11 protein-coding genes are annotated in these 13,516 nt (G+C 53.7%); 1 reads left to right on the top strand and 10 read right to left on the bottom strand.

Going from position 1 to position 13,516, the window contains the following annotated elements; all coding sequences use genetic code 11:
• Positions 1 to 89: 89 nt before the first annotated feature.
• The gene (locus ACFOSD_RS13795; protein ID WP_380697478.1) at positions 90 to 1,520 is read right to left on the bottom strand and encodes a DegQ family serine endoprotease; all 1,431 of its coding nucleotides are present in this window, start codon (positions 1,518 to 1,520) and stop codon (positions 90 to 92) included.
• A 260-nt stretch (positions 1,521 to 1,780) separates the two neighbouring features.
• Positions 1,781 to 3,415 carry an NAD+ synthase gene (locus ACFOSD_RS13800; protein ID WP_380697480.1) on the bottom strand — a complete coding sequence of 545 codons (1,635 nt, stop codon included), beginning with the start codon at positions 3,413 to 3,415 and terminating at the stop codon, positions 1,781 to 1,783.
• A 177-nt stretch (positions 3,416 to 3,592) separates the two neighbouring features.
• On the opposite strand from ACFOSD_RS13800, the gene ACFOSD_RS13805 reads away from it, so the two are divergent.
• Positions 3,593 to 4,129: a GspH/FimT family pseudopilin gene (locus ACFOSD_RS13805; RefSeq protein ID WP_380697484.1), complete on the top strand. Its 537-nt coding sequence runs from the start codon at positions 3,593 to 3,595 to the stop codon at positions 4,127 to 4,129.
• Here ACFOSD_RS13805 and ACFOSD_RS13810 read toward each other — a convergent pair.
• From ACFOSD_RS13810 to fkpB, 8 genes are all read right to left on the bottom strand, one after another.
• Positions 4,126 to 4,545, bottom strand: coding sequence for a type IV pilin protein (locus tag ACFOSD_RS13810; RefSeq protein ID WP_380707477.1), 420 nt, complete (start codon positions 4,543 to 4,545; stop codon positions 4,126 to 4,128). The two genes, ACFOSD_RS13805 and ACFOSD_RS13810, sit on opposite strands and share 4 nt — an antisense overlap.
• A gap of 14 nt (positions 4,546 to 4,559) precedes the next feature.
• Complete coding sequence (locus ACFOSD_RS13815) at positions 4,560 to 9,167, bottom strand: pilus assembly protein (RefSeq protein ID WP_380697490.1); 4,608 nt, start codon at positions 9,165 to 9,167, stop codon at positions 4,560 to 4,562.
• A gap of 46 nt (positions 9,168 to 9,213) precedes the next feature.
• Complete coding sequence (locus ACFOSD_RS13820; RefSeq protein ID WP_380697493.1) at positions 9,214 to 9,750, bottom strand: pilus assembly PilX family protein; 537 nt, start codon at positions 9,748 to 9,750, stop codon at positions 9,214 to 9,216.
• A 26-nt stretch (positions 9,751 to 9,776) separates the two neighbouring features.
• On the bottom strand, positions 9,777 to 10,949 hold the full coding sequence (locus ACFOSD_RS13825) for a PilW family protein (protein ID WP_380697495.1): 1,173 nt from the start codon (positions 10,947 to 10,949) through the stop codon (positions 9,777 to 9,779).
• A gap of 11 nt (positions 10,950 to 10,960) precedes the next feature.
• The gene (pilV, locus tag ACFOSD_RS13830) at positions 10,961 to 11,401 is read right to left on the bottom strand and encodes a type IV pilus modification protein PilV (RefSeq protein ID WP_380697498.1); all 441 of its coding nucleotides are present in this window, start codon (positions 11,399 to 11,401) and stop codon (positions 10,961 to 10,963) included.
• A complete protein-coding gene (locus ACFOSD_RS13835) occupies positions 11,398 to 11,901 on the bottom strand; it encodes a GspH/FimT family pseudopilin (RefSeq protein WP_380697501.1) in 504 nt (167 codons plus the stop codon). Before ACFOSD_RS13835 ends, pilV begins: the two co-directional genes overlap by 4 nt.
• Before the next feature lie 165 nt (positions 11,902 to 12,066).
• Complete coding sequence (gene ispH, locus ACFOSD_RS13840) at positions 12,067 to 13,050, bottom strand: 4-hydroxy-3-methylbut-2-enyl diphosphate reductase (RefSeq protein ID WP_380697504.1); 984 nt, start codon at positions 13,048 to 13,050, stop codon at positions 12,067 to 12,069.
• 3 nt (positions 13,051 to 13,053) lie between these two features.
• Positions 13,054 to 13,497, bottom strand: coding sequence for an FKBP-type peptidyl-prolyl cis-trans isomerase (gene fkpB, locus ACFOSD_RS13845; protein ID WP_380697507.1), 444 nt, complete (start codon positions 13,495 to 13,497; stop codon positions 13,054 to 13,056).
• Between the last annotated feature and the right edge of the window lie 19 nt (positions 13,498 to 13,516).

The following is a 13,516-nucleotide window of genomic DNA, read 5'->3' on the forward strand; positions in this document are numbered from 1 at the left end:
AAAAATGGACGGCGATTCTACTCAATTGCCGATCAAAAGGCTATGTAGATACTGAGCAGAGCATGCTCTGCTCAGTAGATTGACAAAAATTATAGGGCCACCGAGACAAAGCGCACCGCATTATCACGAATGATACGCAAGGCCACACGTCGACCTTCAGGTAAATTTGCTACCACACGGTCAAACTCTTCTTTCGTGCGCACAAACTGGCCATGCAACATGGTGATCACATCACCACTGACCAAGCCAGCGTCTTGCGCCGGGCCAGCAAACACTTCATCGATCATCACCCCGCGCTCTTGCAACACTCGACTTTCGGCAGGCGTGAGGTCTCGGGCCCGAATCATCAAGGGATTATCCACATCAGGCATGGCCTGTGGCTGCGCTTGGGCGATGACCGACTGCTCATTTTCGGGCAGTGCACCAATTTCCAACGGCAATGTAATGCGCTCCCCGTTACGCACAACGCTCAAATCCACCACCGTTCCAGGGCGCGTCGCACCCACCAGCGGTGCCAGATCAGAAAACTGTTGAATGTCACGATCACCAAAACGCAGGATCAAATCTCCCGGACGCAATCCGGCGTCTTGCGCGGGCGTGCCACTGTACACATGCTGCACCAAGGCACCGATGGGTCGATCTAAACCAAAGGACTCCGCTAAGTCGGGGTCGTTGTTGTAATTGCTGTCCATGGCAATACCCAGCCAACCGCGCGCCACGCGACCATTGGTTTGCAACTGGTCGATGATGTCCATCGCCATGTTGGACGGGATGGCAAATGACAAGCCCATGAACCCACCGGAGCGGGTATAAATTTGCGAATTGATACCGACCACTTCGCCCTGTGTATTGAACAGCGGCCCACCTGAGTTACCGGGGTTGATCGCCACATCGGTTTGAATAAAGGGCACGTAACGCTCACCCAGGCTCCGGCCTTTCGCACTGACGATGCCCGCAGTTACCGAATAGTCCATGCCAAAAGGTGCGCCAATGGCAAGCACCCAAGCCCCAACGCGCAAGTCATCCGAATCGCCAAAGCGTAAAAACGGCAAATTCGTGGCCTCGACTTTCAGCAAGGCCAAGTCACTTTGCTCATCGGTGCCCACTAACTCGGCGTCGTACACGCGCTGGTCATTCAAGCGTACACGAATGTTATTCGCACCGGCGATCACATGATGGTTCGTCACCACAAAGCCATCGGCTGAAATGATAAAACCGGAACCTTGTGAGCGGCTGGGCTGAGCCTGCGGTGGGCGCTGCCCATTAGGGGGTTGATCACCGAAGAAATAACGGAACATTTCTGGCATTTGCTCTTGCCATTGCTCGAACTGTTCCATCTGCTGTTGCTGCCGCTGACTCGGCTCACCTTGGGCTTCAATGCGCACCACCGAAGGCGAATAATCTTCAGCTAAGGTAGCGAAATCCGGCAAGGTAACAGTCTGCGCCATGGCGTGCTGCCACACCGACAACGTGAAAACGGTGACCAGAATCCATGACCGACGTAGCGTAGGCTTTAACATATTCAACTCCTGAAACGTAACAACCAATAAGGGAAGCGCTGAAGGTTTTCTTTAATATGTTGTCTTGTACGCTACGCTCAAGGTAAGGCCACGCCGTTTTACATTTCGTTTACCGCTCAAGCCTGCCGGCCCCACCCGACATTAAGATTCACCGGCCCTTGGGCCAATAGGTGCATGCTTACGGCGCTCCACGGCAGGCCGGGAGTCGCGCCTTTAAGCACACACCGATGCCCAGGGCGGCAAAACGATAGGGTGCATTTCTAATTGCCCGGTTTCCAAGCATGCGTAATGGGGTAGCGCCGATCACGACCAAAGCCACGAGGGGTTATGCGCACCCCTTCCGGTGCTTGTCGACGCTTATACTCATTGCGGTCGATCAAGGTGATCACGCGGAACACACTCTCCCGGTCAAAGCCCGCTGCTACGATCTCTTCTGCGCTGTCATCACGCTCGACGTAGCGTTCGATGATTTGATCGAGAATTTCATACGGCGGCAGGCTGTCTTCGTCTTTCTGATTCGGCGCCAATTCGGCACTGGGCGGCCGAGTGATCACACGCTCCGGGATGGCCGGGCTCAAGCTGTTGCGATAGCGCGCCAAGCGAAACACCAATTGTTTGGGTACATCTTTTAGCGCGTTAAAACCACCACACATATCGCCATACAAGGTGGCATAACCGACCGCCATTTCACTTTTGTTGCCGGTGGTCAGCACCATCAAACCCAGTTTGTTCGACAACGCCATTAGGAGCTGCCCGCGAATTCGGGCTTGCAGGTTTTGCTCGGTGACATCCGCCGCATGGCCCTCAAACAGAGGATTTAACAGGTCCATGCCAGCGTGGAACATGCTATGAATGGGCAACACATGATAGGTTACACCCAGCAAATCGGCTTCTGCTTTGGCATCTTCCTGACTGATCGCCGAGGTGTATTCAAACGGCATCATCACCGCCTGTACGCGGTCTGCACCCAGCGCATCCACAGCGATCGCCAAGCTGAGCGCCGAATCAATACCCCCGGATAAGCCGAGCACCACGCCCTTGAACCCATTCCGATTCACATAGCTCGCTAAACCCATTTTGAGTGCTTCGTACACACTGGCTTCCGTGTTCATCAGTTCGGCCACTGGATAGTCACCCAACAACTGCACGACACCGTCGCTGCCACGCTGATACTGCACGGTGAGATGCGTCTGCTCGTACGCTGGCAAGGCAGCACGCAATACGCCTTGGGCATCGACCACCATAGAACCGCCGTCAAACACCAGCTCATCTTGAGCGTGGCAAGCATTCACATACACCATGGGCAAGCCAAAATTTTGCGCATGGCGCATCAACAAAGCACGTCGTTGGGGAATACGATCAATGTGGAACGGTGAGGCATTCAAGGTCAGCACCACATCGGCCCCCGCATGCACCTGATCGGCCAGTACATCATCGAACCAGACATCTTCACAAATGGTCAACCCCAGCCGAATCCCTTTGCATTCCCAAGTTGTCGACAGCACACCTGATGCAAAATAGCGATGTTCATCAAACACCTGATAATTCGGCAAATGACGTTTGTAATAACGTGCCACCAGCTCGCCATGGTCAATCACCACGGCGGCGTTATACAACTTACCGTTGTCGTGCCAAGGTACCCCAATGACCAAGGCCGTCGGCAGTTGCGCGGCCATGATGACATCTAACGCTGCCTCAATGCGCACGGCCAGACTGGGGCGCAGTAGCAAGTCCTCAGGCGGATAGCCGGTTAGGGTCAATTCGGGAAACACCACTACCTGAGCACCGTCGGCACAGGCCCGCCGCCCGTGGTCCAATATGCGCTCGGCGTTACCGGGAATATCACCCACCGGAAAATCGGCTTGTACCAGTTGAATATTCAATAGCTCAGACATAATTAGGGGCATACGCTTGGTTCGACATGATGGGGCTATTGTCGATGAAAGAGCGTTAAATTGCCATGACTGAACCGGACCGGACCACCCTACCCCTCGGGGGAAGTGTTTTGCGACATTCCGTGTTGCTATGATGTGCCGGTCTTACAGGAGTTACACACTACAGGGAATATTGTCATGTCGATGTCTGCATTACTGCAAAGACAGCAGGGATTCAACCTGCTGGAACTGATGACGGTCACAGCCATTGTGAGCATTTTGTCGCTGGTGGGCGTACCCAAACTCAAACCCATGATCGACCGCACACAAGCCAAAACGTCGTTATCGCAAACCACCACCGCCTTTCAACTGGCGCGTTTTTCAGCGGTATCAGCGCAACAGCTAGTGACGGTTTGCCCGCTGGATGCGGATAATATGTGCACAACGGACTGGTCCAACGCCATTACCGTATTCTATGATCCGAATAACACGCGCGCATTACCCAGCCCTGCTGCCATCATTCGTGAATTTCCGCCATTGCCCTTTGGACACATGAAAGCCGCACCGGCAAGCAAAAACTATTTTCAATATACTGCACAGGGCCATTCGCACGGAACTATTGGGCACGTACGGTACTGCCCGGATGATGACAAAGCGATGGCCCGCGTGGTGGTTAATATGACGGGCCGGACGCGGGCGGAATGGCTACCCGACGACACACCGTTGACCTGTTAACGCCAGCAGTTCGCTTCGTCTGCCGTCCTTGCGCCGGTATTCGAGATCGTCATGGTGCCACAACGGTCTGTGGCCTGTGGTCCACCGGCTACAGGCGCGGCACTCAGTACAAAGGTGGTGGCGGTGACCGGCGTCGCCGCAGGAAAGGATAATGTATATCCCTCAGGGTTAGCGGGTAAGGCCGGTGCCACTCCTCCGACGAGATAGGACGAATTGATGGATAGATTGCGCTCCAAGCGCGCCACATAATTCAGCATGACCGCTTGCGCATCCGCCCGTCGTGCATCTTGTGTGTAGCGCTGATAGTTCGGCACGGCGATCACAACAAGAATACCCATCACCGCGACCACGATCATTAACTCAATCAGGCTAAAACCCTGTGCCTTAGGGCTGCTTGTAGGCTGTTGTTTCGTCAATCTGACCCTAGTTGTCATCGTAATTGCTCCCATGATTGACGACCGGTGGCCGTAACATCACCCAGCAAATTCGGGATCGGTGGCGGTGTCGAATTGTCATCCGGGATCAACTGCACTACCGTTTCGACACCCTCTTCATCCTGCACGGTGCGCAATTCTTCGCCTTGAGTAGCACCACCCACGCCCGAAATAGGTATTTGAATCTCTGTTTCAATACCATCCACCTCGACCGTCACCAGCACCGTATCGACTTCTGTGTTGAACACCCCATCCAAATCCAAATCAAACACCGGATCGGTGGGCCGAGAACCGGACACCAAATCCAGTTCCATTAAATAACCATATCGACCGGAGCCGCAGGACTGAACATCCGGCATCAAGGTGGTAAAACGCACCGCACTGCGCCCCGGCGCCATACTGGGGCGACTGACCACGCGTTCGCCACTGGCGCTTGCCCCAAATTTTAGATCCATCTTCCAACCATCAATCTGAGGAAGGACATCATACGGTGAATCGTCTTTTGAATACGCCGTAGTGGCGCGCACGCTTTCATAGGTCACACTGTCCAACACTAGGCTGCTCTGATAGATGATCTCTTGTTCAATCAGTTGATTGTTTTCCACTATGGCGCCACCACGATCAAAGATGCCATACAAGGACTGTACCTGCACGCTCGCGGCATCACTGTTGCGGAAATAGCTGCCGGTGCCAAACGATAACACCAAAGTTCCTGCCTCGTCCGGGTGTGGGGCAGCGATCACCGGGGCGGTAATGGGTTGGACTTCATCCGCCAGATCTTGGGTCGTAAATATCTTGTTCATGGTCCATGCTTCGATGTCATTCGAGGTTAAATCGAATCGCCATACATTCCCCAGCAAATCACCGGCGTAGGCCAAAGCCGCGATGCGATCACCATTGCTCCAGTCCGTCACATAGGGTGGCGCCATGCCATTGGGTGCGCTCAAGCCACCGACGCCGGTATCGATTCGTTTGATGAGTGCACCCGTCGAGAGGTTAACAATAAAGAGTTGAGAGGTATTACTGCTGCCACCGTAGCCGTTGCCAAATACGGCGGCCCATTCTCCGGTGGCGAGACGGGTAATGGTCGGACTGGTTACGCCATAACCCAGTTCTTCATGTTGAAACTCCCACAGTACTTTGTCCGGCCCAAATTCTTTCGGGTCTGTAACATCCAGTGCAAAGACTGTTCGACCGCCGGCACCCATGGTGCCAACAAGCACAGTTTTCCATTCGCTATTGATGTAGGCATCCCGAATCGTTGCGGTACCGTCCATAAAATAGCGGTGGGTATAGTTCTGCATCATCAAGCGATTAATGGGCGCGAACGGCACGCTGTCCGATTCGGGCAATAACAATTCACTGGGTATATAGGCTACGTACTCGGTGCCATCCACGGCATCAAAGCCATGCAGCATGCCATCGTTGGCCGCCACGTAGATCATGTCACTGCGGCTTTTATACGCCGAATCACTTCGAAACGTTTTGTACCTCGAACCTTCCGCTCCGGGTAACAAACTATTGCCGTAATTCGGTTTGCCGACGTATTGCGGGTCTGAATTCACAATATCACCCAACAATTGCAGCTCGCCATCGATGGTTCTTGAGCGCAATCCTGCGTCTAGGTTGTCTTCACCTCGCAACCAGGCCACACGCGCTGAAAATAGACTGTCTTCATCGCCATTCACATTATGGTTCAGAGCACCGTACATGGGCGTATCTAACAACCCGATGTTGGATACCGCAATCCCTTCGCTTTCATAATAGGTTACGATAGTTCGTTGTACCTCTCCGGGATCGGTAACTTGTTTCTCCAACCGTTCGGATGCCCGCCATTCATAATCATCAGCATCATCAAAGTCGGCGTACTTATAAGCGGTGATGTCACCGTACCAGTCACCGCTATCGAACATCGCTTGGAAAATAGTGGTTTCGGTATCCAAGCGTGTGGAGTTGGTGGCAATGGCGGTGGAAGATTCGTTCGCTTTTAACACCGCTGCAAACACCGCGCTCAAGTCCTCCGCCAACTGTATCGGGTTTATGGCGAAATAATAGTTGTCTGGCAAGCCGTTGCCGGTGGTGTCCCAGGCTTCAGTGACCGTTGGGGCATCAAACGCCTTATCAAATCCACCCCATTTGGCGGCGTAATAACCGGGCAGTTGCAACTGCTCTGCTGCCTCATCAGCGCTCAAGGTATAGGTGCGTGTAGTAGCGGCATTGTTAGCTTGGCAAGAGGTACAGGCCAAGCCTCCCGAAGGGTCGTTGAAGGTATAACCGTTCACCCCGGAGTGTGCATGATAGCCATCCGTTTCGGTGCCACTGAGCACGTAACCGAAACCGGCAATCATCCCCGCAGACAGTGAAAAAACTCTTGTGGTAACGGCCAGCTCAGTGTCCGTGATTGTATAACTGATGATCCCGTTCATGTCGGAATCGAAGTCCCCGCCCTGCTCATGCGCTTCCCACTGCACCAGAAATGAACCCGTACCAGCTTCAATGTCCTGATCGATGATTTTAAAGTCAATAATAGCGCAACTGCCTCGGTCGGACGCCCGAGTATTTTGACAGGCGGGAAGTAAGGTCACGGCGGACTCACTTTCGCCGGGCTTCGGGATATCAATGCGCGGCAACGCGGGTTCGAGCGCAATGGAGTAGGTTTTCACCGTTTGCTTGCCGGGCAAGTCCGGGCGTAAGTCCGTGGTATGGGCATAGTGCGCCAAACCGGCCATAAGAAAACCGCCATCCAAACTTGGAGCATCGGGGCATAAACCCTCAACGGCAGCCAAACTGGTAATTTCTTTTGGGGTGCAGAGATCGTTGGTGGTATCACCGACATTACCGACAAACCAATCTTTACCCTGTATCCCTTCGGCTACACCAATCGCATTGGTCAGGGCGGCGAGATCAGGACTGCCCGGCAAATCGGAGGCTGAACCCAGTTGGTCCATATCATAAGATGTCACGCTGGCATTGAAATTGACGATAGAACACTGGGAGCACCATAGATCTTCGCCGATCGGGTTATTCCATTCCGCGACGCGCAAACCATCAATGCCGTCGGTGCCACTGCCGATATCAAACGCCGCGGTGGGCTCTAATTTAGCGAAGTAGCGCACCGCTTCCAGGTGCATCTCGGCTTGCGGATTGCCCCAGTTTTTGCAGTCTCCATCGTCAAAACCGCTTTGGGCCGGACAATCGTTGTAGTTGCCATTACCATGGTTATAGCTGACCAGGCGGAACAGGTTGATGGTATTGACGATGGAGTCTTTATCGCTCAAGTCTTGAAAGGTGCCATCGGTATTAACGTTCACTTCATCGTTAAACGAACCAATGTTCTTACGCAGCACACCACCGGACTTGTTCCTGAGATAGCTGCCCGTCATTAAGCCAAAATTGATCGCGCCTTCGTCGCCGTACTCTTGCAACAAACCGACCGGTTTGGGTGAGCCTTCCGGATAATCTTTACAATTCTCGGTACCCACCAAGTCTGGACGACAGGCTTCAACTCGCACGACAAAATCACGCCCACCCAACCGTACGTCTTCACGTACTGGATTGTCATTGTTGGCATAGAGCCCAGTGATGCCCACCGTATTGCCGTTACTGCCTGGCACACCGCTCGCTGTATTGTTGCGCTCTTCATGCCAATGACACTGCCAACGTTCGTTGGCTTTCCACAAACTGTAGTCGCCCGATGCAATGCGCAACAGCGGTGGGGAAGAAACATCTTCCGACAAACCAGAGCCCACGCGCGTTACATTGCAGATGGAAATACCCGCTCGTGAGCGATTGGTGATTCGCCAACTATTGTGTGTACCGGAACCTTCATGACGTCGTACATCAACCGTTATGCCACTGCTGCTCTTATTCGTCACATGCGCCCACAGCCGGTTGCCGTTGGGCGAGCCACCCGTCAAGGCATCAATCACCAATTGGTCACCCACTTGCAATTGAGTATCGCCCGACAAGCCACTGGTCGAAAAAGTCTTCGAACCATTAGACACCTCAATGGCGGTTGAACTGGTGCCGGTGACCGTCGATGGATTCTCGAAGGGGGTCAATTTATCGAGATCATCGCCGTTGTAATAACGCACCCAAGCGTGAACATCGGTAGGGATATAGACCCGCTCCAGAACCGTTAAATCTGCCTCGTCCGTACTACGATAACCGCCATACAGGATTTTCCGAACCACATCCATGCGCGACATGGACACCCAATTCAGGAAATTACCACTCCAATCCCCATCGCTGACCGAATCACAATACTTGTTGTCCGTCAGTCCTTTCGGCTGATAGCGGTTTTCTGTGGTGTTATAGGCATAGCACTTATAGCTGTCGAAATAGCCGTAGTAATCCACTTCGTGTAGGTACCCGCCGTCCGCTTGGCCATCTTCATTTAAATCGGCGTACTCTTTATAGGCCTCGAAATACAGTTGATGATCGTTCGAGAGGGTCAGCATAACCGAGGGTGACTGGGTGGGGCGCAGAAAGATAGGTGCATCGGCAATGTCGTCCACAATGGACGCATGGACCAGTCCATTGCACAGGAGCAACAGCAAGACTCCTGCACCACGACGAAGAATTTTTGGAAATTTGCTGTTCATAACATTGCCTCAGATCGAATCAAGACGCACCAAAACATGAACCCGGTCAAGGGCGAATCACGATGGTGCTTTGTAAAACCGTTGCCGAATTGGCTTGCCCGCCCAGTCCGCGTGCGGTAACCACATACAACTCATCACAGGCCGCGCTGGACTCACCCCCTTCCGGACAGATCACGCCAGCTTCGGCGATGTGATACACCGGATTGCGCGCTGGATCAGCAGCGACGCCCAAGACGGCGATCACATTGCCACCCCAATTCGGATCCGCAGGGTCATGCCCCACTGGCATTTCCGGATTCCAAACCATCGGGTTTGGCAGGGCCGCATTACCCAGAAAATTTAGGGGATTGGCTTGCAGAGCCGCTTCCCCGGCACGCAATGCGGTCTCGGCGGCGTTAAACGCTTGCGCCAGATCACGCTGGTTTACCGACATCCGCTCTTGCATGATGGTGCCTTGCATGGCACTAATCGCCAGCATCGACAGCGCCAGCAGTAGTACCAAGGAAACCAACAAAGCAACGCCCCGCTGTCGTGCAGCGGTCAGGCTTGGAACGCGGCACCGTTGAATCAAATAGCCTGCCATAGAGTTTGCTCGCAAATTAATAGACCTCAACGTAATTGGTTTCGCAATCCCACGGTAATGGTGGAAGATAAACGCAGAAAGCGGTCGCCTTCGTTACCGGCTACGGCAACGTCCATGCGAGTGACATTCGTACCCGCCAAAACGTAGGTGACGAGGGTATTTTCGGTATTCGCCAATTCGGTCGAGCGCATCAAAAACGCAACCCGCACCGCCAGCACATCGTCAAAATCCGTTACAGCGTTAGCCGGAACATAATTATTCACCACGTCATCGGGTGCGCCCGTTGATATGCCGTACAAAACCTGCATGTTTTCAACGCCAGTGATCAATTCTTGCGTGGCGCCACCGGAGGGTCCCAAGCGCACGCTGTACAGCGAGGGTATGTCGTCAGGATTATTGCGTATGTAGTAAAGTTCGCTTTCCAGGGTATAAACAGAGACAGGTAAGGTGGCTGGGGAGGACACACTGCCGACGAGTGCATTACTCCAATTCGCGAGCGGCGTGGCGTTGCCGGGCGCAGCACCCGCAGCACGCTCAATGCTGTCTTCGTCGTTGTCGTTCGTGCGCTGGAACTTATCGGCGACCCGGCAGTTGTTGTCCACCAATACGACGGTCATGTTCTCTGCAATGGCGGGTTCTGCGGCGGTCATTTGAATGTTCGGCGTTCCCCCATTGGTCACATCAGTGACCGCGACATCATGCCTTGCACTCCGCTTCACCATCAAGACGTCACTGCCAGGAAGAATGCCACCAGCAGGAAGCGTAAACGGCAAAGCTGGCGTTACACCATTTGTCCAGTTCGCCGCCTCACTGGCACCAAGATCATCCAGTATCAGCGCATTGCCGATCGCTGAACCTGCATATTCCCAACCCATCACAGGCGTACCATCAAACACATAGGGTTGGCCGGTATAAGCGGCGTCCGTTGAATCTAACAAGTCATTTACCGATGGCGCACAGCCCTGATAACCCGCCATGCGGATATCACGCTGTAACCGTTCACTGATAAAACGGATATTCTCTTGCATACGGGCCAGTTGATCCCGCGCCAGAAAGGCCTGATTTGAACCGATAAACAACTGTGTCACACCGGCAATAAGCACCAAGCCGATCCCCAGCGCCACCAGCACTTCCAGCAACGACATACCAGCCTCAGCGCGGCGCGTGGCAAACCGATGGTGTCTGGCATAAACCTTCATGACCTCATTCCTCATTGCAGTTGCGCCGTTACGACCAGCGTTTCTGTGTTGTCATTGGTCGTATCCGCCCACTGTAATGTGACCGTCATCTGGTCGCCGGCAAAGACAATTTGCGCCTCTCCACCCGGCAGAGCACAACCTACTTGACGCAGCCATTCCGCTACATCTCGTGCAGCAACGGATGCTCCAACAATGGCCGCCGCACAATCGCCTTCATCATCTAGGGCATAGGCTGCTCGATCGGTCCGATTTACGCGTGCCCGCTCCACAATGTCGGAAGCCAATAAAACCGCTTGCGTGCGGGCTTGCGCCCCTTGGTTAAACTGCAAGGCATTGCCCATCAGCGCTGCCACGCCCAGCAGACCGATCGACAAAACAAGAATCGCCACCAGTACTTCGATCAATGAAACACCGGAGGCTCGACGCTGCAGGACTCGTTTCATACGTTTCATACACAAGCCCCAGAATCTATAGACGTGCGGCCACTGGGTTCGACCTGAATGACCCGAGCACGATCCGCTGTACCTGGAGCACACCCTGTCGGAGTAAAGGTGATCGTGGGTGCTGCGCCGACCAGTTCGCCTCGGCTATTAAATTGGATGGATGCCGTACTGCCGGAAACTGTCTGCCCGGTTAATGCAGGAAACACGCGAATCGCAGGCGCACAGTTGGCTGCGGTGGACACACACCATCCGTTGGCAAAACTGGCACCTCCACCCAAATTGACCGGATTCACAAAACCACTTCCAGACGTCAACGCCTCACTCCGCGCCAGCGATAACGCAGTGGAAAAATCATTCACGGTGGAACGAAGCTGGCTGTTTTCCACCATGCGCGACATATTGGGAATAGCAATCAGGGCGGTGATGCCCAAGATGGCGACCACGACCATAAGCTCGAGCAAATTGAAGCCGGTGTTAAAGGATGATGACGTATTTTTTCTTTTTATCATGATGCCCATGGTGTCTCTGGCATGGATGAACCTACCCTATACTGATGTGAACATCATAGGGCCTTGGTTGGGAAGGTAAACGAACAGAAAGATAAACGGCAGGAAAATCCGCATCAACGGACAGGAAGATGGCGATAGTGTGACCGGAATCACACAACGCCACGCTTATTCAATGGTTTTCGCCTCGATTCTCAGCTCACGCGGCAAACTGAACACCACATTTTCGGGAATACCCTTTAAATTGACCGGTGCCCGACCGCCCCGTGCCTGCAATGCTTCTACCACCTCTTCGACGAGGATTTCCGGTGCGGAGGCTCCGGCGGTCACGCCAATGTGTTTCTTCCCGGCCAGCCATTCCGATTGAATTTCATCCGCCGAGTCTATCAAGTACGCGGGGCAACCCATACGTTCGGATAATTCGCGTAAGCGGTTGGAGTTGGAACTGTTGGGTGAGCCCACCACCAGCACGACATCGCATTCTGTCGCCAGGCTTTTCACCGCATCCTGCCGATTTTGCGTAGCATAGCAAATGTCATTTTTGCGCGGCCCTTCAATGTGCGGAAAACGCGCCCGCAGGGCATCGATGATTTGAGCTGTATCATCCATAGAGAGCGTGGTCTGGGTCACATAGGCGAGTTGCTGCTCATTACGCACTTGCAGTGCCGCCACATCGGTTACGTCTTCCACCAAATAAATCGCTCCACCGTGCGAAGCATCGAACTGGCCCATGGTGCCTTCCACTTCCGGGTGGCCTTTATGACCGATCAAAATGCATTCCATGCCTTCGCGGCTGAATTTGGTGACTTCTAAATGCACTTTGGTCACTAGGGGGCAGGTCGCATCATAGACTTTCAAGCCCCGTTTACGCGCCTCTTCCTGCACTGCTTTTGATACACCGTGGGCAGAGAAAATAACCAACTGATTGTCCGGCACTTCATCCAATTCATCCACAAACACCGCACCCCGCGCCCGCAGATTGTCGACCACGAACTTGTTGTGCACCACTTCATGACGCACATAGAGAGGTGCACCGTGGATTTCCAAGGCACGGTTCACAATATCGATGGCCCGATCAACCCCGGCACAAAAACCGCGCGGATTGGCCAAAGTGATGGCGATGGATTGCGGGTCAACCACGGTGGCAGACATGCGTTAAGCCTCCTCAGGCGCTTCGGCGACGGACAGAATCGACACCATGAAGGTGATGTCTTTACCGGCCAAGGGATGATTAAAGTCCACCACGACATAGTCGCCGTCCAAACGACTGACCACACCGGGCAACTCTGCACCGGAAGCATCGGCAAAGGAAACCACGACACCCGGCTCCAGCACGATATCAACACCGAACTGATGTCGTTTGAAGGTTTGTACATTATCTTCCAAATGCAGCCCAAAGGCTTTTTCGGCGGGTACTTGAAAGGTTTCCCGGTCGCCCACGCTGAGGCCCAGCAAACAGGCTTCAAAGCCTTCCAACAAGCTGCCATCGCCCATTTGAAACGTAGCGGCATTGCCGTGGAAATTGCTGTCAATCACTTCACCGTCGGCCAACGCCAGGGAAAAGTGCAAGGTCACCAGTGAATTCTCGGTAATCTGCATACCAACCGTACTGCCTCTG

Origin of the sequence: Salinispirillum marinum (assembly GCF_042650105.1) — a bacterium.
GTDB classification, from domain to species: Bacteria; Pseudomonadota; Gammaproteobacteria; order Pseudomonadales; family Natronospirillaceae; genus Salinispirillum; species Salinispirillum marinum.

What these genes read in the sequence shown, in the direction of transcription:
- ACFOSD_RS13795 (WP_380697478.1), bottom strand. Translation starts at nt 1,520, where the DNA reads ATGTTAAAGCCTACGCTACGTCGGTCATGGATTCTGGTCACCGTTTTC.
- ACFOSD_RS13800 (WP_380697480.1), bottom strand. Translation starts at nt 3,415, where the DNA reads ATGTCTGAGCTATTGAATATTCAACTGGTACAAGCCGATTTTCCGGTG.
- ACFOSD_RS13805 (WP_380697484.1), top strand. Translation starts at nt 3,593, where the DNA reads ATGTCGATGTCTGCATTACTGCAAAGACAGCAGGGATTCAACCTGCTG.
- ACFOSD_RS13815 (WP_380697490.1), bottom strand. Translation starts at nt 9,167, where the DNA reads ATGAACAGCAAATTTCCAAAAATTCTTCGTCGTGGTGCAGGAGTCTTG.
- ACFOSD_RS13820 (WP_380697493.1), bottom strand. Translation starts at nt 9,750, where the DNA reads ATGGCAGGCTATTTGATTCAACGGTGCCGCGTTCCAAGCCTGACCGCT.
- ACFOSD_RS13825 (WP_380697495.1), bottom strand. Translation starts at nt 10,949, where the DNA reads ATGAAGGTTTATGCCAGACACCATCGGTTTGCCACGCGCCGCGCTGAG.
- pilV (WP_380697498.1), bottom strand. Translation starts at nt 11,401, where the DNA reads ATGAAACGTATGAAACGAGTCCTGCAGCGTCGAGCCTCCGGTGTTTCA.
- ACFOSD_RS13835 (WP_380697501.1), bottom strand. Translation starts at nt 11,901, where the DNA reads ATGATAAAAAGAAAAAATACGTCATCATCCTTTAACACCGGCTTCAAT.
- ispH (WP_380697504.1), bottom strand. Translation starts at nt 13,050, where the DNA reads ATGTCTGCCACCGTGGTTGACCCGCAATCCATCGCCATCACTTTGGCC.
- fkpB (WP_380697507.1), bottom strand. Translation starts at nt 13,497, where the DNA reads ATGCAGATTACCGAGAATTCACTGGTGACCTTGCACTTTTCCCTGGCG.